This is a genomic window from Actinoplanes sp. CA-015351, assembly GCF_050955685.1.
Classification (GTDB): domain Bacteria; phylum Actinomycetota; class Actinomycetes; order Mycobacteriales; family Micromonosporaceae; genus Actinoplanes.
This window is the reverse complement of sequence record NZ_CP192102.1, coordinates 670,921-691,918: the sequence shown is the minus strand read 5'-3', so window position 1 is coordinate 691,918 and position 20,998 is coordinate 670,921. Positions and strand designations below refer to the sequence as shown.

At 70.1% G+C, this 20,998-nt stretch carries 20 protein-coding genes; 5 read left to right on the top strand and 15 right to left on the bottom strand.

From position 1 onward, the window contains the following. Positions 1 to 8: 8 nt before the first annotated feature. Genes ung through ACQP2E_RS03150 form a run of 6 tightly spaced genes read right to left on the bottom strand, consistent with a single transcriptional unit; the run spans position 9 to position 5,186 of the window. On the bottom strand, positions 9 to 683 hold the full coding sequence (gene ung, locus ACQP2E_RS03175; protein WP_433828373.1) for a uracil-DNA glycosylase: 675 nt from the start codon (positions 681 to 683) through the stop codon (positions 9 to 11). Then, a complete protein-coding gene (gene tsaE / locus ACQP2E_RS03170; RefSeq protein WP_433828372.1) occupies positions 680 to 1,129 on the bottom strand; it encodes a tRNA (adenosine(37)-N6)-threonylcarbamoyltransferase complex ATPase subunit type 1 TsaE in 450 nt (149 codons plus the stop codon). Before tsaE ends, ung begins: the two co-directional genes overlap by 4 nt. Continuing rightward, positions 1,126 to 2,187, bottom strand: coding sequence for an alpha/beta fold hydrolase (locus ACQP2E_RS03165; protein ID WP_433828371.1), 1,062 nt, complete (start codon positions 2,185 to 2,187; stop codon positions 1,126 to 1,128). Before ACQP2E_RS03165 ends, tsaE begins: the two co-directional genes overlap by 4 nt. Continuing rightward, on the bottom strand, positions 2,184 to 3,305 hold the full coding sequence (gene alr, locus ACQP2E_RS03160; RefSeq protein WP_433828370.1) for an alanine racemase: 1,122 nt from the start codon (positions 3,303 to 3,305) through the stop codon (positions 2,184 to 2,186). The genes ACQP2E_RS03165 and alr overlap by 4 nt, the downstream gene beginning before the upstream one ends. A gap of 48 nt (positions 3,306 to 3,353) precedes the next feature. Next, a complete protein-coding gene (locus ACQP2E_RS03155) occupies positions 3,354 to 4,799 on the bottom strand; it encodes an NAD(P)H-hydrate dehydratase (RefSeq protein WP_433828369.1) in 1,446 nt (481 codons plus the stop codon). A 12-nt stretch (positions 4,800 to 4,811) separates the two neighbouring features. After that, the gene (locus tag ACQP2E_RS03150) at positions 4,812 to 5,186 is read right to left on the bottom strand and encodes a holo-ACP synthase (protein WP_433828368.1); all 375 of its coding nucleotides are present in this window, start codon (positions 5,184 to 5,186) and stop codon (positions 4,812 to 4,814) included. Positions 5,187 to 5,392: 206 nt separating this feature from the next. On the opposite strand from ACQP2E_RS03150, the gene ACQP2E_RS03145 reads away from it, so the two are divergent. Next, positions 5,393 to 5,680 (top strand): hypothetical protein, encoded by a 288-nt coding sequence (locus ACQP2E_RS03145; RefSeq protein WP_433828367.1) that lies wholly within the window; start codon positions 5,393 to 5,395, stop codon positions 5,678 to 5,680. Then, entirely contained in the window at positions 5,677 to 7,320 is a 1,644-nt protein-coding gene (locus tag ACQP2E_RS03140) for an alpha/beta hydrolase (RefSeq protein ID WP_433828366.1), read from the top strand. Before ACQP2E_RS03145 ends, ACQP2E_RS03140 begins: the two co-directional genes overlap by 4 nt. On the opposite strand, the gene glmS is transcribed toward ACQP2E_RS03140, so the two are convergent. Further along, positions 7,307 to 9,151, bottom strand: a complete 1,845-nt coding sequence (gene glmS, locus ACQP2E_RS03135; protein WP_433828365.1) for a glutamine--fructose-6-phosphate transaminase (isomerizing) — start codon at positions 9,149 to 9,151, stop codon at positions 7,307 to 7,309. The genes ACQP2E_RS03140 and glmS overlap by 14 nt on opposite strands. Positions 9,152 to 9,403: 252 nt before the next feature. On the opposite strand from glmS, the gene ACQP2E_RS03130 reads away from it, so the two are divergent. Together ACQP2E_RS03130 and ACQP2E_RS03125 are read left to right on the top strand one after the other, a co-directional pair. Next, positions 9,404 to 10,231, top strand: coding sequence for an MmpS family transport accessory protein (locus ACQP2E_RS03130; RefSeq protein WP_433828364.1), 828 nt, complete (start codon positions 9,404 to 9,406; stop codon positions 10,229 to 10,231). 45 nt (positions 10,232 to 10,276) lie between these two features. After that, on the top strand, positions 10,277 to 11,416 hold the full coding sequence (locus ACQP2E_RS03125) for a pyridoxal phosphate-dependent aminotransferase (protein WP_433833742.1): 1,140 nt from the start codon (positions 10,277 to 10,279) through the stop codon (positions 11,414 to 11,416). Positions 11,417 to 11,444: 28 nt separating this feature from the next. Here the strand turns inward: ACQP2E_RS03125 and glmM are convergent, their stop codons facing one another. From glmM to rplM, 3 genes are all read right to left on the bottom strand, one after another. After that, complete coding sequence (gene glmM, locus ACQP2E_RS03120) at positions 11,445 to 12,797, bottom strand: phosphoglucosamine mutase (protein WP_433828363.1); 1,353 nt, start codon at positions 12,795 to 12,797, stop codon at positions 11,445 to 11,447. Positions 12,798 to 12,961: 164 nt separating this feature from the next. Next, positions 12,962 to 13,489 carry a 30S ribosomal protein S9 gene (rpsI, locus tag ACQP2E_RS03115; protein ID WP_433828362.1) on the bottom strand — a complete coding sequence of 176 codons (528 nt, stop codon included), beginning with the start codon at positions 13,487 to 13,489 and terminating at the stop codon, positions 12,962 to 12,964. A gap of 23 nt (positions 13,490 to 13,512) precedes the next feature. Continuing rightward, complete coding sequence (gene rplM / locus ACQP2E_RS03110; RefSeq protein WP_433828361.1) at positions 13,513 to 13,956, bottom strand: 50S ribosomal protein L13; 444 nt, start codon at positions 13,954 to 13,956, stop codon at positions 13,513 to 13,515. A gap of 711 nt (positions 13,957 to 14,667) precedes the next feature. On the opposite strand from rplM, the gene ACQP2E_RS03105 reads away from it, so the two are divergent. Continuing rightward, entirely contained in the window at positions 14,668 to 15,813 is a 1,146-nt protein-coding gene (locus tag ACQP2E_RS03105; RefSeq protein ID WP_433828360.1) for a uroporphyrinogen-III synthase, read from the top strand. A 342-nt stretch (positions 15,814 to 16,155) separates the two neighbouring features. Here ACQP2E_RS03105 and ACQP2E_RS03100 read toward each other — a convergent pair whose 3' ends face one another. From ACQP2E_RS03100 to ACQP2E_RS03080, 5 genes are read right to left on the bottom strand one after another with little or no spacing between them, the layout of a single operon-like run. After that, the gene (locus ACQP2E_RS03100) at positions 16,156 to 16,746 is read right to left on the bottom strand and encodes a GNAT family N-acetyltransferase (protein WP_433828359.1); all 591 of its coding nucleotides are present in this window, start codon (positions 16,744 to 16,746) and stop codon (positions 16,156 to 16,158) included. Continuing rightward, on the bottom strand, positions 16,691 to 17,308 hold the full coding sequence (locus ACQP2E_RS03095) for a GTP-binding protein (RefSeq protein WP_433828358.1): 618 nt from the start codon (positions 17,306 to 17,308) through the stop codon (positions 16,691 to 16,693). Before ACQP2E_RS03095 ends, ACQP2E_RS03100 begins: the two co-directional genes overlap by 56 nt. After that, positions 17,289 to 17,651, bottom strand: a complete 363-nt coding sequence (locus tag ACQP2E_RS03090; protein WP_433828357.1) for a DUF742 domain-containing protein — start codon at positions 17,649 to 17,651, stop codon at positions 17,289 to 17,291. The genes ACQP2E_RS03095 and ACQP2E_RS03090 overlap by 20 nt, the downstream gene beginning before the upstream one ends. Before the next feature lie 29 nt (positions 17,652 to 17,680). After that, positions 17,681 to 18,088: a roadblock/LC7 domain-containing protein gene (locus tag ACQP2E_RS03085; protein WP_111648470.1), complete on the bottom strand. Its 408-nt coding sequence runs from the start codon at positions 18,086 to 18,088 to the stop codon at positions 17,681 to 17,683. Next, a complete protein-coding gene (locus tag ACQP2E_RS03080; RefSeq protein WP_433828356.1) occupies positions 18,085 to 20,817 on the bottom strand; it encodes a nitrate- and nitrite sensing domain-containing protein in 2,733 nt (910 codons plus the stop codon). The genes ACQP2E_RS03085 and ACQP2E_RS03080 overlap by 4 nt, the downstream gene beginning before the upstream one ends. Positions 20,818 to 20,998: the final 181 nt, after the last annotated feature.

Below are 20,998 nucleotides of genomic sequence, written 5' to 3'. Positions count from 1 at the left end.
GCCCGCGCCTAGCGCGGGTCCCAGTTGATCAGCGGGCGGCCGCCGTCGGCGAGGGCCTTGTTGGCCGCGCTGAACGGCCGGCTGCCGAGGAAGCCTGCCCGGTTGAGCGGGCTCGGGTGCCCGGCCTCCAGAACCGCGTGCGCCGGGTTGGTGATCAGCGCTGCCTTCTTCTTGGCGTAACTGCCCCAGAGCATGAAGACGATCCGCTCGTCGCGCTCGTTCAGCGCCCGGATCGTGGCATCGGTGAACGCCTCCCAGCCCTTGTTGCCGTGCGAGCCGGCCTTGCCCGCGCGGACCGTGAGCACCGCGTTGAGCAGCAGCACACCCTGCCGCGCCCAGCCGGTCAGATCGCCGCTCGCCGGCTTGGCGATGTTGACGTCCTCGGCGAGCTCCTTGAAGACGTTGCCCAGCGACGGAGGCTTACGCACACCCTCGCGCACGCTGAAGCTCAGGCCGTGCGCCTGCCCCGGACCGTGGTAGGGATCTTGGCCCAGGATCAGCACCCGGGTCTGCTCCGGCAGGCACAGCCGGTACGCCGCGAACAGGTCCTCCACCGGCGGGTACACGGTCTCGCTCGAGTATTCGGCGGCGACGAACTCGCCCAGTTTCGCGGTGGCGTCCGCGTCGAGGAACGGGGTGAGCTCGGCACGCCACTGCGCGGGCAGCAGTTCGGTCAGGTTCACAGGCTCTCCAGTCGGTGTGCCCAGTCGCCGCCGTGCGGCACCAGGTCGATCACTCGGGTGTCGTCGTCCAGCCGGTCGATGCGGACCCGCAGGTATTCGTCGTTGAGCTGCTCGACCAGGCCGGCACCCCACTCGACGACGGTCACCGCGTCGTCGGCCGAGGCGTCCAGGTCAAGGTCGTCGATCTCGGCGCGCGGATCGGGTCGCTCACCCAGCCGGTACGCGTCCGCGTGCACCATCGGCAGCGGTCCCTTGTGCACCCGGGCGATCACGAAGGTCGGCGAGGTGATCGGCCCCTGCACGCCCAGACCGGCGCCGATGCCCTGGACCAGCGCGGTCTTGCCGGCGCCGAGCGGGCCGGTGAGCAGCAGCAGATCGCCGGCCCGGAGGATGCCCGCCAAGCGGCGGCCGAAGTTCTGAGTGTCCTCGACGGTCGCGAACTTCACGTGATCTTCTCCAGGAAGGGGATCAGGACCGCGTTTACCTGCTCGGATTTCTCCAGCATCACCACGTGTCCGCTGTTCTCTATCTTCAGCAGCTCGGCCTCGGGCAGATGCTTCAGGATCTCCTCGGAGTGGGTGACCGGAGTCAGATAGTCACGGTCGCCGACGACCACCAGAACCGGCACGCCACGCAGCGCCGACAGCGCCGGGAACCGGTTGTGGGTGTAGAGCGTGTGCAGGTATTTCGTCAGTGTCTCCACCGACGTCTTGGAATTCATGCTCTCCACGAACGTGACAAGGGTGGCGCTTGGTTTCGCCTCGCCGAACCCGTAACGCCGGGTGAGCAGCCAGGCCAGATCGGAAGAGGCGACCCGGGCCCGGTCGATGGTGCCGCCGCCCAGGTGCGCCGCCTTGTCCCACAGCGGGAAGAAAGGGGCGCTGGCCCGGGCCACCAGGTTCGTCACGCCGAGCTGGGCCTTGTCGATGAGCCCGGCCGACGTGGACATCAGGACCACGCCGGTGACCCGGTTGCCGAACCACTCCGGATATTGCTCGGCGAACGCCATTATCGTCATGCCGCCCATCGAGTGGCCGACCAGAATGATGTGGCCGTCCGGCACTGTCGACTCCAGCACCGCGGCGAGCGAGCGGCCCAGCGCCGCGATGTCGTACGTCCCCGACTGGAGCTTGCCGGACCGGCCGTGGCCGGGCTGGTCGTAGAAGACCATCCGGTAATCGCCGCGCTCGGCGAGCTCCTTGCGCTGGAAGTAGAACGTGCCCATGTCGAGCGCGAAGCCGTGCACAAAAACGATTGTGGGCCGGTCGTTCGGCTCGTCCGGCTCGACGATCTCGACGTGCAGGTCGGTGCCGTCGGCCGCGGTGACCGTCCGCTCCGAGTCGAACTGCTGGTCGCCGAACGGCTCCTCGACGTAAGGGTCGCCTGGCGCGTTGACCGACCGCCGCACCAGCACCCGCTCCACGGCGAACGCGGTTGCCAGGCCGGCCGCCGCGACACCGACCGCGGCCCCGAATATGCCGGCGGTCCTGGCAGCCCTTTTCACGGCTGGACCTCCCCGTCGTAGTGCCTTGGCACCCGGCTGCTCCCGAACCGGGTGACGATCTCGTAATTGATCGTCCCGGTGGCGGCGGCCCAGTCGTCGGCGGTGGGCTCGCCGTCGTCACCCGGTCCGAAAAGGGTCGCCACGTCGCCGGCCACCACCGGCTCGTCGCCGACGTCGACCACGAACTGGTCCATGCAGACGCGCCCGGCGATCCGGGACACCGCGCCGCCGATGCGCACCGGGCCGGTGCTGGAGGCGTGCCGGGGAACGCCGTCGCCGTAACCGAACGGCACGACAGCGAGGGTGGTCTCCCGATCGGTGGTGTAGGTCAGGCCGTAGGAGACGCCCTGACCGGCCGGAACCCGTTTCGCAAGGGTCACCCGGGCCCGGGCGGTCATCGCCGGCCGCAGACCGTATGCCTGGTCCGCGATCGGTGACAGACCGTAAGCCGCGATGCCGACCCGGACCAGGTCGAAGTGTGAATCGGGCCGGCTCAGGGTGGCCGCCGAGTTCGCGATGTGGCGGAATTGGGGGCTGATCCCGTAACGCCCGGCCAGCTCCAGGCCCTCTCCGAAAGCGGCCAGCTGGCGGTCGACCGACTCGTGGCCGGGGTCGTCGGCGCAGGCGAAGTGGCTCCACACACCGACCACCTCGACGTCGCCGCCGGCCTGCGCCTTGGCAGCGGCCTCGAACAGCGCCGGCCAGTCCGACTGCGCCGCGCCGCCACGGGCCAGGCCGGTGTCGAGTTTGAGATGCACCTGGGCGGTGCGGCCGGCCTGCCTGGCCGCGGCGACCAGCTCGTCGACCAGCTCCGGCGTGGCGGCGCTCAGGTCGATGCCGGCGGCCACACCCTCGTGCAGCGGCAGACCCGGGCTGAGCAGCCAGGCCAGCACCCGCGACTCGATGCCGGCCCGGCGCAGGGTGAGCGCCTCGTCGAGGGTGGCGACACCGAGCCAGGTCGCCCCGCCGGCGATCGCCGCCCGGCCGGCCGGAACCATGCCGTGCCCATAACCATCCGCCTTGACGGCGACAAGCACCTCGGCGGAGGTGCGTGCCCTCAACGCCGCGACGTTGTCCCGGATCGCGTCCAGATCGACGCGGACTTCGGCCTGCCACATGCCTCTAACCCTACTGAGGCGTATGACAGTTCTGGTCACCCCGCAAGATCATTGGAGGATCCGGCCGAGCACCGGCCGGATCGCGGCGGCCACGTCCGGCGCGGTCACCGGGCCGTCCAGCGCCGCGTGCCGCCCGGCCAGGCCGTGCACGAAAGCCGCGGCAACGGCGGCCCTGGCCGCTGGAAGACCGGCCGCCAGCAGCGAGCCGAGCAGACCGGCCAGCACATCGCCGGAACCGGCCGTGGCGAGCGCCGGGCTGCCTGTCGGATTGACCCAGATCTCACCCGCCGGAGTGGCCACGATCGTCCGGTCACCCTTGAGCAGCACGACAGCGTTGGTCCACGCCGCGAGCCGGGCGGCCGCACCGGCCCGGTCGGCGCCCGGAGACTCACCGGCCAGCCGCTTGAACTCACCGTCGTGCGGGGTCAGCACCACCGGAGCGTCCCGGCGCAGGTCTTCCGCGTGCTCACCGCCGACCAGCAGCGTGATGGCGTCAGCGTCGAGCAGCACCGGCAGGGACGTGGCGAGGACACTGCGCAATTCGGTACGCGCATCCGCCCCCGTTCCCAGCCCGGAACCGCAGACCCAGGCCTGCACCCGCCCCGCCTCGGCAACCTTGCGCGCCACCACCACCGACGGATGGGCACGGACCACCTCGGCGTGTGCACTGCCCGCGTACCGGACCATTCCGGACGGCCCGGCCAGCGCGCCGGTGCATCCCAGCAGGGCCGCGCCGGGGTAACCCGCCGAGCCGGTCGCCAGGCCGACCACACCGCGGGTGTACTTGTCCGAGGTCGCGCCCGCCCTGGGCCACCACTCGGCGATGTCGGAAAGCTCGGGCACCCGCGCCGCCGGGCTCGTGATCAGCGCCGGGCCGAGACCGATGTCGATCAGCTCGACCTCACCGCAGCGGACCGCCGCCGGGCCGATCACGTGTGCCGGTTTCAAGCACCCGAACGTGACAGTGACGTCCGCGTCGACCGCCTCGCCGGGAACGTCCCCGGTGTCCACTGCCACTCCGCTCGGCACGTCGACGGCGACGATCACCGGGCGGTCACCCGTACGCCCGCGAAGTGAGCCGAGCCGGCGCACGATGGCCGCGGCAGGCGGCCGGAGCCCTCCGCTGGCGCCGATGCCGACGATTCCGTCGAGGACCAGGTCGGCGCGGTCCGGAAGGTGCGAGGTGGTGAATCCGCCGGAGGCGCGCAGCGCGGCGAGGCCGGCCAGATGAACGCGTTCCGGGGTGAGCAGCAGCGCGCGGACCTGTGCGCCCCGGCGGGCCAGAGCAGCGCCGGCATAGAGCGTGTCACCGCCGTTGTCACCGCTGCCGACGAGGAGCACGACCCGGGCGCCATACACGTTGTTCTCTAGAAGAAGCGCGCACCGCCGGGCCAGACCGGCCGCGGCCCGCTGCATCAGCGTGCCATCCGGCAGCGTCGCCATCAGCGATTTCTCGGCCGCCCTGACACCCGCCACCCGCCATGCCTGCCGCATCTCGATCTCCCGTCACTCAGCGGTCTCGGCGACCACCATCGCGGAAGCGATGCCGCCGTCGTGCGACAGCGACAGGTGCCATCGATGGATGCCCCTCTCGGACGCCGCGGCGGCGACCGTACCGGAAACGGTCAACCACGGCCGCCCGTCCGGGTCGGTGACGATCTCGCAGTCGTGCCAGCGCAGTCCGGCCGGAGCGCCGAGAGCTTTGGCAACGGCTTCCTTGGCCGCGAACCGGGCCGCCAGCGACTCCGCCGACCGCGGATTCCCGGTACCGGTCAGCCGTTCCGGCTCGGTGAAAAGACGGTCCCCGAGGAGCGGTGTCCGCTCCAGCGCACGGGCGAAACGATCCACCAGGACGACGTCGATGCCGACAGACACGATCACACCGGTCACCTTAGTGGTGCCCCCGACCCCGTACCCACGTACGACAACCACCACGCGCCGCCCTCTAACAACCCCGCCGATCGGCCGCAAGCCCTGTGGACAACCACCCCCTGCTCCCCCACCTGCTCGTCCACAGCCCGGCCCGCCAACCGCCCGGCCGCCCTAACGTCGACGCATCCCGTTCCGCCGCTCACTGGAGGCAGCCGATGAACCCCGATTTCCAGGTCGACGCCGACGAACTGCTTCGGCAGGCCGCGGCCGCCGACGACATCGCGGCCCGGCTGAACGGCACGGCCGACGCCGCCCCGCACCCCCACCCGTCGCCCCGCTGGGCCACCACGACCGCTACGGCCCTGGCCGCCGACGCCCTGCGCCTGCAGCTGCACCAGCTCGGCGGCGACGTGTCGGAGACCGCCCGGCTGATCTCAGCGGCCGCCGCGGCCTATCAGGAGGCCGACGCCCGCGCGGCAACCCGCTTCCGGCTCTCCCGATGACCACCTGGAACGTCCCGTCCCCCACGAGCACCTATGCCCGGCTACGCGTGACCGATCCGGATCGCTGGCTGGCCGCCGCCTCCGCCTGGCGACGGTGGGCAGCGCTCGCCGGTGCGCTCGCCGCCGAGTTCGGCCCGCTGACCACGCGCCTGCGGTCCTCCTGGTCCGGGACGGCCGTCGCCGCCGCATCGGCTGCCTTCGCTGGGTTCCGGCGCCGGATCGCGCTGTTCCGGGTGCTCTGCTGGCGCGCCGACCAGGCATTGAGCGAGCTAGCGGCGTCACTCGCGCGAGCGCGCGAGCTACTCCGCCGGGCGCAAGGCCGTGCGACAAGCGCCGGCTTGGTGATTGATTCCTCGGGTACGGTCCACAGCCCCCGAAACAACGCCCATGCCACGATGACCGAGGTCACGGCCGACCTTTCCGCGGCGCTGGAGATCGCAGCCCGAGCCGACGCACAGGCAGCATCCCGGCTGACCGCGATCTCAGCCGCCACAGGACTCGGCGCGAACGAAGCCGGCCGAGGACCCGGCGCGAACGAAGCCGGCCGAGCGGTCCAGCCCGACTGCACCACCGGCCCGATCCAGGTCAAAAGCTGGTGGGACGGCCTCACCCAGGCGGAACGGAACTGGCTGCTCGCCACCGATCCGGCCGCGCTCGCTTCGACCCGTGGCATTCCCGCCGCTGACCGGGACGTCGCCAACCGCCTGCTCCTCGACGACCACCGAGCCGCACTGGACCACCGGCTCGACCGGGCCACCGACGCCGCTGTGCGAAATCAGCTCCGCGGGCTGCGCGACGGACTGGACGAGTTGACGGCACGTCTCGACGACGACAGCGGGCTCAGGGCGTACCTCATGGGCGTTGATCTTGGAGGGGACGGCCGTGCCGTTGTCGCTCTGGGTGACCCGGATCGGGCCTCGCATGTGCTCACCCACGTTCCCGGCATGACCAGCGATCTGGAGTCGCTCGGCAGTGAGCTGACCCGGGCCGGCCGGGTCGCGCAGCGAGCCGCCGAGCTGGCGCCGGACCAGGCGACAAGCGCGGTGCTATGGCTGGATTACGACGCGCCGGACTTCCTGCACGAGGCGAACTCCTCCCGGCAGGCCCGGGAGGGTGCGGCTGAGCTGCGCCGATTCCAGGAGGATCTGCGGGCCACCCACGACGGGGAGCCGGCGCATCAGACCGTGCTCGGCCACAGTTACGGCTCGCTGGTGACTGGCCTCGCCGCTGCCGGGCCGCTCGCTGCCGACGACATGGTGCTCGTCGGCTCGCCCGGGACAGGCGTGGACTCGGCGGACCGGTTCAGCGTCCCGGCCGATCGGGTGTGGGCGTCGACGTCGCGGACCGACGTGATCCAGTACGCGTCGGTGTCACCGAAGAGCCTGCTGCAGGACCTGCCGGTCGCGGGCGTGCTGCCGGGGATCGGGCCGGTGCTGGCCTTCGGCGTGCCCGAACGGGATCTCTGGTTCGGCCGGAACCCGAGCGATCCGGGTTTCGGCGCCCAGGTCTTCGCCAGTCAGGAGGACGCCGGTCACCTCGGGTACTGGGATCCGGGCCGGCCCGCGCTCGACGCACTGGCCCGGATCACCGTCGGTCAAAAACCGGTCACTTTCGGTCAGGACCCGATCACTCGACCGTGACGGACTTCGCCAGGTTGCGCGGCTGGTCGACGTCGTGGCCCCGGGCAGCGGCGATCTCGCAGGCGAGGATCTGCAGCGGAACCGTGGTCATCAGCGGGGCGAGCAGGGTCGGCGTACGCGGAACCACGATCAGGTGATCGGCGAACGCCTTGACGCTGTCGTCACCCTCCTCGGCGATCACGATGGTGCGGGCGCCCCGGGCACGCACCTCCTGGATGTTGGAGACGACCTTGTCGCGCATCACGCCACGGCCGGCCGGCGACGGCACCACGCAGACGACCGGGGTTCCCTCGTCGATCAGCGAGATCGGCCCGTGCTTCAGCTCACCGGCCGCGAAGCCCTCGGCGTGCATGTACGCGAGTTCCTTTAGCTTGAGCGCGCCTTCGAGAGCCACCGGGAAGCCGACGTGCCGGCCGATGAACAGGATCGTCGACGCGGTCTTCAGGTCACGGGCCAGTGCACGGACGTCTTCCATGCCGGCCAGCAGCGTACGCAGGCTGTCCGGGGTGGCCTGGAGCTTCTCGACCACGGCGGCGACCTCGTCGGCGTACATCACGCCGCGGATCTGGGCCAGGTGCAGGCCGATCAGGTAACAGGCGACCAGCTGGGTAAGGAACGCCTTGGTGGAGGCAACAGCGATCTCCGGGCCACCGTGGGTGTAGAGGACGGCGTCCGACTCGCGCGGGATGGTGGAGCCGTTGGTGTTGCAGATGGCCAGCACCCGGGCCTTCTGCTCCTTGGCGTGCCGCAGCGCCATCAGCGTGTCCATCGTCTCGCCGGACTGGCTGATCACGATCACCAGGGTGGAGCGGTCCAGGATCGGGTCGCGGTAACGGAACTCGCTGGCCAGCTCGACCTCGCACGGGATGCGCACCCAGTGCTCGATGGCGTACTTCGCGACCATGCCGGCGTGGTACGACGTGCCGCAGGCCACGATGAAGACCTTGTCGACGTCGCGCAGGTCCTGGTCGGTGAGGCGTACCTCGTCCAGGATGATCTCGCCGCGGTCGCTCAGGCGGCCGAGCAGGGTGTCCGCGATGGCCTGCGGCTGCTCGGCGATCTCCTTGAGCATGAAGTACTCATAGCCACCCTTTTCGGCGGCGGACAGGTCCCAGTCGACGTGGAACTCCTGCCCGGTCGCCGTGGCGCCGTCGAAGTCGGTGATCTCGATACCCGACGGGGTGATCAGGACGACCTGGTCCTGACCCAGCTCGATCGCCTCCCGGGTGTGCTCGATGAACGCCGAGACGTCGCTGGCCAGGAAGTTTTCCCCATTGCCGCGGCCGACCACGAGCGGCGAGTTGCGCCGGGCGGCGACCACCGCGTCAGGCACCTCGACGTCGACGGCGAGCAGCGTGAAGGCGCCCTCGAGCCGCCGGACCGTGCGGCGCATGGCCTCGGCCAGCAGGGCCGGACCCTCCAGGGCACCTGTCGCACGCAGCGCGCGCACCTCGGCGGCGAGCAGGTGGGCCGCGCACTCGGTGTCGGTGTCGCTGCGGAACTCGATGCCGTCGGCCTCGAGCTCGGCGCGGAGGCGCGCGAAGTTCTCGATGATGCCGTTGTGGATGACCGCGACGCGGCCGTCCGCGGAGAGGTGGGGGTGGGCGTTGCGGTCGGTCGGACCGCCGTGGGTGGCCCAGCGGGTGTGGCCGATGCCGGTGGTGCCGGCGGCGATCCGGTCACCGCTGCGCTCGGCGAGGGCCTTCTCCAGGTTGGCGAGCTTGCCGGCCCGCTTCTCGGTCTGCACCACGTCTTCGTCGATGACGGCGATGCCGGCGGAGTCATATCCGCGGTACTCCAGGCGGCGGAGTCCATCGAGAACGATGCTCAACGCCGGACGATTGCCTACGTAACCCACGATCCCACACATGACGGGCAGCGTAGCCGAACTTCGCTCAAACGTCATGCTCGGGAAAGGCACTTTCGAGCATCGTACGTGATCGGAACTATAGGCGAAGGGCCCGTGTACTGCACAAGCGCGATTTGCCGGACGACAGGTGAACACCCCGTACGGGTGGGTGACACGCCGAGTGCGCCGCTGGCGTACCGTCGTTCACGGCAGCGCCTCACCGGGAGGGAACCCATGAGCGATCCAAGCGAGCCGCGCCAACCGCCCCGGCCGCCGCAGTTCGCCCCGGGCATGGCGACGCCACCGGAGCCTCCTCCTCCCTACGATCCGACGTCCGCGTTCCCGCCGGTCGGATACGAGCAGGTCAACTACGCGCCGCCGGGATATGCCCCGGCGCCGGGTTACGCGCCTGACTACACCCAGGGCGGCTATCCGCCGCCTCCTCACCCGCCTTACGGCGAGCCCATGCCTGGGTACGGTCCGCCGCCCCCGCCCCGTAAGAGCAAAGCGCCGCTGATCGCGCTGGTCGTGGCCATTTCCCTGCTGCTCTGCGGTGGCGTGGTGACGTCAGGTGTGCTGATCGTGCGCAGCGTCACGGACAAGGCGAAAGAGGTCGTCGAGCCGATCGCCAACCCGACGCTGCCTCAGGCGCCGACCGGCCTGCCGACGGATCTCCCCACCGAACTGCCGGGCCTGCCGACCGAACTGCCGGGCCTGCCCACCGATTTGCCGGGCCTGCCCACCGACCTGCCCGACCTCCCGGGCATCGACGAGAACAAGGAGATCTCTGTCGTCTACGAGATCACCGGTGACGGGCCGGCCGAGATCCTCTACACCGAGCAGCTCGGCACCACGCCCACGGTGGTGAGCGGCGTGAAACTGCCGTGGAAGGTCACCACCACGATGAAGGGTGTGGCCCTGATCTCGGTCACCGCGCAGCGGACCGACGGCAGCGAGGGCGACATCACCTGCCGGGCAACCGTGGACGGCAAGGAGGTCGCGAAACAGACCGGCTCCGGGCCGTACGCGACGACGACCTGCAATCAACTCGTCTTCGACTGACTCTGAGGAGCGCGGTTGCCCAGCTTCGATCCACTGGTCGAGCGGATGCGCCCGTTCGGCACGACCATCTTCAGTGAGATGTCCGCGCTCGCCGCGCGTACCGAGGCGGTCAACCTCGGGCAGGGCTTCCCGGACACCGACGGACCGGCCGAGATGCTCGCGGCGGCCGCCGAGGCGCTCGCCGGAGGGGCGAACCAATACCCGCCGCTGCCCGGCATTCCGGCGCTGCGGTACGCGATCACCGCGCACGAGCAGCGGTTCTGGGGACTCGCCCGGGATCCGGACTCCGAGGTCGTCGTGACGGCCGGCGCCACCGAGGCGATCGCGGCTGCCATCCTGGCGCTCTGTGAGCCCGGCGACGAGGTGGTCTGCTTCGAGCCGTACTACGACTCGTACGCCGCCTCGATCACCCTGGCCGGCGCGGTCCGTCGGCCGGTCACGCTGCGACCCGGCCCCTCCGGGCGGTACGAGTTCGACGAGGCGGAGCTGCGGGCGGCTTTCGGTGGGCGTACCCGGCTGGTGCTGCTCAACACCCCGCACAACCCGACCGGCAAGGTCTTCACCCGCGCCGAGCTGGACCTGATCGCCGAGCTCTGCCGGGAGCACGACACCTACGCCGTCACCGACGAGGTGTACGAGCATCTGGTCTTCGAGAGCGAACACGTGCCGCTGGCGAGCCTGCCCGGGATGCGGGAGCGCACCCTGCGGATCTCCTCGGCCGGCAAGACGTTCTCCTGCACCGGCTGGAAAGTCGGCTGGGCCACCGGCCCGGCCGCGCTGGTCTCCGCGGTGCAACGGGTCAAGCAGTTCCTGACGTTCGTCAACGCGGGACCGCTTCAGCCTGCCGTGGCGGTGGCACTGGGTCTTCCGGACGCGTACTTCACCGGGTTCACGGCGGGGCTGCGGGAACGCCGGGACCGTCTGGTCTCCGGGCTCACCGACGCCGGCCTGACCGTTCTGCCGTCGGAGGGCACGTACTTCGTGACCGCCGACATCCGGTCGCTGGGCGGCACTGACGGCATCGAGTTCTGCCGGGAGCTGCCGGTCCGGTGCGGTGTGGTCGCCGTGCCGACCCAGGTCTTCTACGACAATCAGGAAGCCGGCCGACACCTGATCCGGTTCGCGTTCTGCAAGCGGCTCGACGTCATCGACGAGGCGGTGAGCCGCCTGAAGAGGCTGGGTTGAGTCCCGGCCGGGACTCAACCCAGATCGATCAGGCCGGGCTCGCGGCCCGCACCTCTTCGGCGATCCGCTCGGCGACAGCGCGAGCCTTCTCCTCGGTGGCGGCCTCGACCATCACCCGGACCAGCGGCTCGGTGCCCGACGGGCGCAGCAGCACCCGGCCGGTCTCGCCCAGTTCGTTCTCCGCGAGAGCGACCGCGGCCTGCACGGTCGGCGCGGCAGCGCCGGCTTCCCGGTCACCGACCTTCACGTTGATCAGCACCTGCGGCAGCGTGTGCACCACGGAGGCCAGGTCAGCGAGCGACTTGCCGCTCGACGCCACCTGGGCCATCAGGTGCAGGCCGGTCAGCACGCCGTCGCCGGTGGTGGCGAAGGCCGGCATGACGATGTGCCCGCTCTGCTCACCGCCGAGCGCGAGGCCGCCGCTCTGCAGCTCCTCCAGGACGTACCGGTCGCCGACCTTCGTCTCGATCAGCTTGATCCCGGACTGCTTCATCGCGATCCGCAGGCCGAGGTTGCTCATCACGGTGGCGACCAGGGTGTCGTCGGTGAGCGTGCCGGCGTCGCGCATGGCCAGCGCCAGGATCGCCATGATCTGGTCGCCGTCGACGACGTCACCGGCCGCGGTGACCGCGAGGCACCGGTCGGCGTCGCCGTCGTGCGCCAAGCCGAGGTCGGCACCCTCACGCAGCACCGCTTCGCGCACCTTGTCCAGGTGCGTCGAGCCGCACTCCTCGTTGATGTTGAGGCCGTCCGGCTCGGCGTGGATCGCGATGACCTCCGCGCCGGCCTCCCGGTACGCCACCGGCGCCACGTCGCTCGCCGCACCGTTGGCGCAGTCCACGACGACCTTGATTCCGGCCAGCGGGTGCGGAGCCGACTCGACCAGATGCCGGATGTAGTGCTCGGCGCCGTCGAGAAGGTCGTGCACCCGGCCGATCGCGCCGCCGGTCGGGCGCCCGACCAGTCCGTGGCCGTCCGCGACGGCCTGCTCGATCCGCTCCTCCAACTCGTCCGGCAGCTTGGCGCCACCGGCGGCGAAGAGCTTGATCCCGTTGTCCGGCATGGGGTTGTGCGATGCGGAGAGCATCACTCCGAGATCGGCATTCGTCTGCCCCACCAGGTACGCCACCGCCGGCGTGGGTAGCACGCCGACCCGCACCACGTTGGCCCCGGCACTGGTCAGGCCGGCCACGACGGCCGCCTCCAGCATTTCTCCGCTGGCCCGGGGGTCACGCCCCACTATCGCAAGCGGCTGGTGGCTGCTGTCAGCCTCGACCAGAACCCGCGCGGCCGCGACAGCGACAGAGAGCGCGAGCTCGGGGGTGAGCAGATCGCCGTTCGCGAGACCGCGAACGCCGTCGGTGCCGAAGAGTCGCCCCATGGCGGCTTCCTTTCGCCGGTGACACGTCAAACAAGACTGCCTCAGGGCGTGCCTGTTTCCGAGTACCGGAACGGCTGGTTGGGGAGGGAGAAAAACAGCGACGGCCGAGCACGCCCCTTGTGAACAGGGGTGCGCTCGACCGTCGGTCAGAAGCGGCGCAAAAATCAGCGCTTCGAGTACTGCGGAGCCTTACGGGCCTTCTTGAGACCGTACTTCTTGCTCTCCTTGACCCGGGCGTCACGGGTCAGGAAGCCGGCCTTCTTCAGGGCCGGGCGGTCGTCCGGGTCGCTCGTGATGAGCGCGCGGGCGATGGCGAGGCGCAGCGCACCGGCCTGGCCGGTGATGCCGCCGCCACGCAGGTTCGCGATGACGTCGAACTGCTCGGCGCGCTCGGTGGTGACGAACGGCTCACGGATGAGCTGCTGGTTCACCTTGCTCGGGAAGTAGTTCTCGAGCTCGCGGCCATTGCAGGTGATCTTGCCGGTGCCGGGCACGAGACGCACCCGGACGATGGCCTCCTTGCGGCGGCCAACGGTCTGGATCGGGCGGTCACCCGGACGCGGGGCGCGAACCGGAGCCGGAGCCGGCGTCTCGACGACGACAGCCGTCTCGGCGGCGGGCTCTTCGACGGCCTCAACGGTCTCGACGGTCTCGACGACCTCGGTAACCTCGGGCTCGATGTTGTCGGACACGCTGTTGCTACCTTCTCCCGCGCTCACTGCGCGATCTGCTTGATCTCGAACGGCTGCGGCTGCTGGGCGGCGTGCGGGTGCTCGGCACCCGGGTACACCTTCAGCTTCTTGATGATCTGCCGCGCCAGCTTGTTGTGCGGGAGCATGCCCTTGACGGCCAGCTCGATCGCCCGCTCGGGGCGCTTCGTCAGAAGCTCCTCGTAGCTGACCTGCTTGAGGCCACCCGGGTAACCGGAGTGCCGGTAAGCGATCTTGGTCTGCCGCTTGTTGCCGGTCAGAGCGACCTTGCCAGCGTTGATGATCACCACGAAGTCACCGGTGTCAACGTGCGGGGCGAACGTCGGCTTGTGCTTGCCACGCAGGAGGGTGGCGGTGTGGGTGGCGAGCCGGCCCAGAACGACGTCAGAAGCGTCGATAATGTGCCACTGACGCTCGATCTCACCCGGCTTCGGGGTGTACGTACGCACAGAATTACCTTGTCTCGTCGTCGGTCTGGGGGAGCGCGCCGGTCACATCGAGTCGATGCGTCAAGCGACCCCGCAGAGGGACCACTCGCAACAGTCGCACAACAGCAGGAAACAATACCCGGCTGCGCGGCGCGTGGTCAAAACAGGCAGTGATCAGGGCACCAGAAACCCGGCGAGCATCCTGGTTGCAGACACTCAGCCCGGTGGAACCCAATCGAGGCAAGCATACTCCGCGGGCCGGACACTGCCGAACCGGGTGCCGCAACCGATCGTGCCTGACTTAGCAGGCTTGAAACAAATGGGACGCTCTTCCGAAATTCGCCCCCGGCACGCTTCGGTCATGGCCAACGGTGCGGTTCTCCCAACGATGCGGTTCGGGATTGGCCGAAGCCGCCTCCGGGGGCGCACCATGGAAAGACCATCGTCAGGGTTGAGGACGGACCTGACGATGTCCGCCGGACCGGTTCGCCGGTTCGGCGAGGAGGAGTCGCGGCGTGCCCCGGACGGAGGTACGGCGAAGAACGCAGGCGTGACGTGGGAGCGGGTCGACGCTGAGGACGGCGGGCTTCGAGCGTGCCCTTCGGTGGACCGTTCGGCCACGCCGCGACTTCTCGCCCCAGAATCGGCTCTCCTGAAGCCGGACCTGGGTCTTCCAAAACCGGGCCTGGGTCTTCCAAAACCGGGCCTGGACCTTCTCAAACCGGGTCTGGGATGACGGATCGGAACCCGGGCTCTCGCCGGGCGGTGCTGACTGCTGCCGCGCTCGCCGAGCCGGCCGCGGCCCTCTCCGGTTACACGATCGGGGTCACCGCCGACGGGCGTAAGGACGAGCTCGCCACCCTGCTCGAAGCACGCGGCGCCCGCGTGGTGCTGGCGCCGGCACTGCGCATCGTGCCCATCGCCGACGACGCCGAGCTACGTGCGGCAACCCGGGCCTGCCTCGACACACCACCCGACATCGTGCTGGTAAACACCGGCATCGGCATGCGCGGCTGGCTCGAGGCCGCCGAGAGCTGGGGACTGGCCGAGCCGCTGCGCACAGTGCTCTCCCGGTCGTACCTGGTGGCCCGCGGACCCAAGGCCCGCGCCGCGGTCCGCGCAGCCGGCCTGCACGATCAGTGGACCCCCGAGGGCGAGGGCTACGAAGAAGTCGTCGACCACCTGACCAGCAGGGGCGTGGCCGGTCTCACCGTGGCGCTGCAACTGCATGGTGAGAGCCAGCCCGAATACACCGAGGCCCTGCAGCGCGCCGGCGCCCGGGTCATCGAGGTGCCGGTCTACCGCTGGGCGCCGCCGGTCGACCCGGCACCGCTGCACCGGCTGGTCGACCTGATCCTCGGCAGGCTGGTGGACGCCGTGACGTTCACCTCGGCCGCCGCCGTCCAGGCCGTGCTCCGCGCCGCCGGGACGGGCACCGACACGGTTCTCGAATCGCTCCGCGGCGACGTTCTGGCCGCCTGCGTGGGCCCGGTCACCGCGGCCCCGTTGCGCCGGCAGGGCATCCCGGTTGTCACACCCGGCCGGGCCCGGCTCAGCGCCATGGTCCGCACGATCGTCGACGAGCTGCCAAAACGTGCCGTCACCCTGGAGGTGGCCGGCCACTCGCTGACACTGCGAGGCCACGCCGCGATCGTCGACGGCGAGCTTCGACCACTCGCCCCGGCCCCGATGGCCGTGCTGCGAGAACTCGCCGGCTCACCCGGACGGGTGCTCTCCCGCGCCTCGCTGCTGCAGGCCCTCCCCCGCGGCGCCGACGAGCACGCGGTCGAGATGGCGGTGGCCCGCCTCCGAGCCGGCCTGGCCGTCCCGGGCGTAATCCAAACAGTTGTGAAACGCGGTTACCGCATCCCCGCCTGACCAGCCCCAGCGTCCCGCTGAGTGGCACGAGCCGACTACTCCCCGCGATCTTGGAGACTTCTGGCTGCCAGGTGTCACGCGCTGTCACGGCAAGGCAGGCCGGTAGCCGATATGTGCAGCACGGTAGGGCCTCCAGCCACCACACCACCCAACGCGTGTTGATTTAGGGTGCGATTCGCACCTGAACTCGACACGCAGGAGCCGTCTCCCGGTGTGCGTGTGGACATCGGGTGCGAATCGCACCCCAAATCAACACACCGAACCCCAGCACCCCGCCCGCCAAAACAGCACCAGCACCAGCACCAGCACCAGCACCAGCACCAGCACCAGCGATATCCAAGATCAAAGGTCTGTCGGGATCCGGCTGTAAATGACCAGGTCGACGCGGGTGCCGTGGATCTGGCCGGCGCTGCGGGCGACCCCCTCGCGGGCGAAACCGGACTTGATCGCCACCCGGTTGGAGGCCACGTTCCCCGGGGCGATCCGCAGCTCGACGCGCTCGAAGCCTCCGTCGTGCAGTGCCCAGCGGGACAGTGCCGCCGTCGCCTCGGTCATCACGCCCCGGCCACGGAAAGCGGGCATCGCCCAGTAACCGATTTCGGTCACGCGGGCGATCCAGTCGGTCCGCTTCAGGTCGATGACGCCGGCGAAGGCACCGTTGTGTTCGATGGCGCGGACCACGCCGTGGCCGACCGCGTGCAGACCGGGCGCCAGGCGGTTGATGAAGGCGCGGGCGTGGTCGACCGTGTACGGGCGTGGCAGCGGCAGCCACTGCTGGGTGACCGGATCGGAAGCGCCGGCCACCACGTCCTGCGCGTCCGAATCGCGCAGTGGCCGCAGGACCAGGCGCTCCGTCCGCAGGATCAGGTCGGGAAATCTAGCCGACCGAGGCTGGGTGGCCTTCGTGCTCGGCCACAAGGGTCGCCATCGCATGCTCGACCACCCCGATCAGTACGGCCTTGGCGGACTCGCGATGCCGCGCGTCACACATGAGCAGCGGCACCCGCGCCGGGATGGCGAGCGCCTCACGGACCTCTTCCGGCTCGTAACGCGGCGCGCTCTCGAAGCAGTTCACCGCGACGAGGTACGGAAGATGCCGGTTCTCGAAGTAGTCCAGCGGCGCGAACGCGTCGGTGAGCCGCCGGGTGTCGACGAGAACCGCCGCACCGACCGCTCCCCTGATCAGCTCATCCCACATGAACCAGAAGCGGGTCTGCCCGGGCGTGCCGAACAGATAGAGGATCAGGTCGTCGGCCATCGTGATGCGGCCGAAGTCCATCGCCACCGTGGTCGAGCCCTTACCGGGCACCTTCGAAGCGTCGTCGATGCCCTCGCCGGCCGCGGTCATCACGGCTTCCGTGGTCAGCGGCTCGATCTCGGAGACGGCGCCCACGAGAGTCGTCTTGCCCACGCCGAACCCACCGGCGACGACGATCTTCGCGGACGTGATCTCCGTGGGACGCGCTCCGGCCCCCTCAGAGCTTGCGTAATCCACCTAACACCCTTCCCAGAAGATCCATCCGCTCCGCGAATCCAGTCCGGGGAGCGGCACTGTGCAGCGTCAACAACCCGTCGGCCACCATGTCGGCGACGAGCACCCGAGTCACCCCCAGCGGTAACCGGGTGAGCGCCGCGAGTTCAGCGAGCGATTGGGCCTTCGGCTCGCACAACACGGCTAGGCGGTACTTGTCATGCCCGGCGAACCTCGATTCCTGCACGGCCGCCGCGCTCGCGACCAGAACCGCTTCGATCGGGATCTCCCGGATCGGCTCGGTCCGGCCACGGGTGACCGCGTACGGCCGCACCAGGTTGCCCCTGGGATCATGCGGCTCTGACATGTCGCGGTCACCTCGCCATGTTTGAAAGATCAGTAACTGACAGCCTCGCGTGGCGCCGGCGACAGTGCCGCGCCGACCCGTTCCACCACGAGGGCCATCTCGTAACCGACCTGGCCGACGTCGCAACTGCGCGCCGCCAGGACAGCCATCGATGATCCGTCGCTGATGGACATCAGGAAAAGATAACCGCTGTCCATTTCGATAATGGTCTGCTGCACCTTCCCGGCGTTGAACATCCGGGACGCGCCGTCGGTCAGGCTGACCACGCCGGAGGTGATCGCGGCGAGCTGATCCGCCCGGTCCGCTGGCAGATCACGCGACGAGGCCAGCAGCAGACCGTCCGCCGAGACGGCGATCACGTGCGCAATGCCCGCGATGCTGTCGGCGAAGTTGCTGAGCAGCCAACCCATGTCGTGCATGGTGGGGGGCCTGGTCACTGTTCATTCTCCTTAGGAGCTGTGGCGCCGGAGTCGGCAACGCCGTCCGTCCGCCCTCTTTGCACCCCGCGGTGGTACGAGGAAAGCAGGCCACGCACCTCGTCCGGATTGCGACGGTGCTGGGTCCGCGGCTGGGTCTGCACCCCGCCGGGCACCAATTGTGCCTGCGGGACTCGTTTGGGAAGTCCGGATCGGGTGATGCCGGCGTCCTGAGGGACGGCGGCGGCCATCGCCCGCTGCCAGCCCTCGTCAGCGGTGGTCCGCCACCGGTCCTCAGGCGACTGACGCGGCTTCGGCACAGCGGCGGTGACCGGAGGGGCCGAAACCGGCGCCGGAGGAACAGAAACCGGAATCGGCGGGGCAGAGACCGGAATCGGCGGGGCAGAGACCGGCGGACCAAAAACAGGCGGAGCAGAGACCGGCGGAGCAGAGACCGGCGGAGCAGAGACCGGAGCAGGTGCGGGCGGCGGCGCATAACCCGCCGTCGGCATACCTACCTGGCTCTGCGCGTCCTCACTCTGATCGAACCAGTTGTGCTGCATCTCCAGCTGGATCCGGTCGTCAGCGGCAAATCCGCCGAACGAAACCGGAGCAACCGGCTCGGCCGGCGCCCGGGAGGGCAACGGCGGCCGATCCGGCGTCGGCCGAAGATCCAAATCGGACACCGGCCCGGCTGCTAGCTGCTGCTGCCGGAACAACGGCTCAGCAGGCATCGGCGCCGACCGCACCGGCGGCCGCACCTCGGCCCGCGGCTCGGGACGCCCGGGAACCTCGGGACGCCCGGGAACCCGGCCGGGCCCCAGCGGCGCCGGGCCAGGCCGGGTCCAGCTGGCGGCACGGGCCGGAACCGACGGCACCCCACCCGGCACCACGGCGACATCGGACGGCAGCGTGATCTCGGCGATCGTGCCGCCCTCGCTGCCCGGCCGCAGCTCGACGCCGATGCCGTGCCGGGCGGCGAGACGACCGATCACGGCGAAACCCATCAGCCGGAACGCGCTGACATCCACCGCGGTCGGTTCGTCGAGACGCCGGTTGATCTGGTCCATCTGATCGGCGGTGATGCCGAGACCACGGTCCTCGACCTGGATCACGGCCTGGTCGCCGACCCGGCCGCCGTGCGCCATCACCAGCGTCGACGGCGGCGAGAACCGGGTGGCATTGTCGAGCAGTTCGGCGAGCAGGCGTACCACGTCGTTGACGGCCGCGGCGGAGACGAGCACGTCGGTGTCGATCGAGCCGAACTCGATCCGGTGGTAGAGCTCGACCTCGGACTGGGCAGCCCGCAGCGCGTCGATCAGCAGCGCGTCCTCGCGGCGCGGCGCACCGACCTCGGCGCCCGCCAGGACCAGCAGGTTCTCGTCGTTGCGGCGCATCCGGGTGGCGAGGTGGTCGAGCTCGAAGAGGCGGGCCAGCCGCTTCGGGTCCTCCTCCAGGCGCTCGATCTGGTCGAGCTCGCCGATCATCCGGTCGACAAGGGCCTGGCTGCGCCGGGCGAGGCTGAGGAACATCGTCGAGACGCTGGTGCGCAGCGCGGCCTGCTCGGCAGCGACCCGGATGGCTTCCCGGTGCACCATGTTGAAGGCCTCGGCCACCTGCCCGAACTCGTCGTGCTCGGTGACCATGATCGGGTCCCGGGTCTCGGCGAGGATCCGCTCGACGCCGCCTTCGCCCAGGTTCTCCACGTCCTGCAAACGAGTCACGGCTTCGGGAAGATCCCGGTTCGCCACCGCGAGCGCGCCCTCCCGCAGCCTGCGTACCGCGAGGTGCATCGATCGCCCCAGGTAGATCGCGACGACGACGGCGAGCAGCAGCACGAGCAGGACCAGGACGAACTCGATCGTGGCGCGCCGGGAGGCGTCGGTGCCGCTGTCCTGCGCGGCCGCCACGGCCTGCTCACCGAGCTGGACGTCAGCGGCCCGGAAGAGGCCGGTCACCGTACCGAAGGCTTCGACAACGTCGTTGGGCGCGGTCGCGCCGAGCCCGCGCCCGTCGGTGGAGAGGGTGTCGGCTCGAGCCACCGCATCGTCCTCGACGACCGACTCGACCAGGGCGATCTGCCGCTCCGTCGCGACCGACCGGAGGTCGGTCAGCGCCTCCGCGCGACTTGCTTGCGCTGCGACGATCGCTTGCTGCCGTGCCGCGTCCACCCCCCCTTGGGTACGCGCTAAGAAGGTGACCGCCGCCTGCTGTGCCGCCGCCGACTCGATCCGTGCGAACGCGGCGAGGGTCCGCAGTCCGTCGGCGACCGCTCCCGGCTCGGCAACCCGGCTCAGCGTGTTGTCGAAACCGCCCAGGCCGGCGAGCGCGTCGCCGTACCGCTGGGTGGTGTCGGCGATCGCGGCGGACCGGTCGGAGACGCCACCGCGAGCCGCGGGCAGCCCGCTGAGCGCGGTGTCGACGACCGCCAGCCGGTCGGTCACCAGCGAGGGAATCTCGTCGATCGCGGCCCGATCCGTACGGAAGACCTGCACCTGCGTGTCGACAGCCTTGACCGCTTCCCGATAACCGGTGTCCGCGGCGTCCGGCACGGCCAGGTACGCGAGCGCGGCCATCCGCTCGTCGTGCAGCAGACCGGTCAGCCGGGACAGGTCGGTGCCGAGCGCGGTCAGGTCGGCCACTCGTCCGGCATCACCGGCCTGTTCGCCGACCTCCGCGAGCCGCACGGTCGCGAGGACCAGCACCGCGGCGAGGGGCACGAAGAGCAGAGCGGCCAGTTTGGCGCGCATCCGCGCGTCCCGAAGCCCTAGGAGGCCACCGCGTCGTGCAGCCTGGGCCGAGGATCCCGTGCTCACGACATCTCCTTCGTGGTCGTCCCCGATCGGCTCCGGCGGGGTGGCCGGCGCACAAGGGTCCGCGGTCCGGCCCCGTCCGGTGCCCGCAGCAAAGCCCGCGCCGAATTCGGCACGG

Coding starts and splice junctions, on each gene's coding strand:
- alr (WP_433828370.1), bottom strand. CDS start 3,305: ATGTGGCAGGCCGAAGTCCGCGTCGATCTGGACGCGATCCGGGACAAC.
- ACQP2E_RS03155 (WP_433828369.1), bottom strand. CDS start 4,799: ATGCGGCAGGCATGGCGGGTGGCGGGTGTCAGGGCGGCCGAGAAATCG.
- ACQP2E_RS03145 (WP_433828367.1), top strand. CDS start 5,393: ATGAACCCCGATTTCCAGGTCGACGCCGACGAACTGCTTCGGCAGGCC.
- ACQP2E_RS03140 (WP_433828366.1), top strand. CDS start 5,677: ATGACCACCTGGAACGTCCCGTCCCCCACGAGCACCTATGCCCGGCTA.
- ACQP2E_RS03130 (WP_433828364.1), top strand. CDS start 9,404: ATGAGCGATCCAAGCGAGCCGCGCCAACCGCCCCGGCCGCCGCAGTTC.
- ACQP2E_RS03125 (WP_433833742.1), top strand. CDS start 10,277: ATGCGCCCGTTCGGCACGACCATCTTCAGTGAGATGTCCGCGCTCGCC.
- glmM (WP_433828363.1), bottom strand. CDS start 12,797: ATGGGGCGACTCTTCGGCACCGACGGCGTTCGCGGTCTCGCGAACGGC.
- ACQP2E_RS03105 (WP_433828360.1), top strand. CDS start 14,668: ATGACGGATCGGAACCCGGGCTCTCGCCGGGCGGTGCTGACTGCTGCC.
- ACQP2E_RS03100 (WP_433828359.1), bottom strand. CDS start 16,746: ATGCGATGGCGACCCTTGTGGCCGAGCACGAAGGCCACCCAGCCTCGG.
- ACQP2E_RS03090 (WP_433828357.1), bottom strand. CDS start 17,651: ATGTCAGAGCCGCATGATCCCAGGGGCAACCTGGTGCGGCCGTACGCG.
- ACQP2E_RS03080 (WP_433828356.1), bottom strand. CDS start 20,817: ATGCGCGCCAAACTGGCCGCTCTGCTCTTCGTGCCCCTCGCCGCGGTG.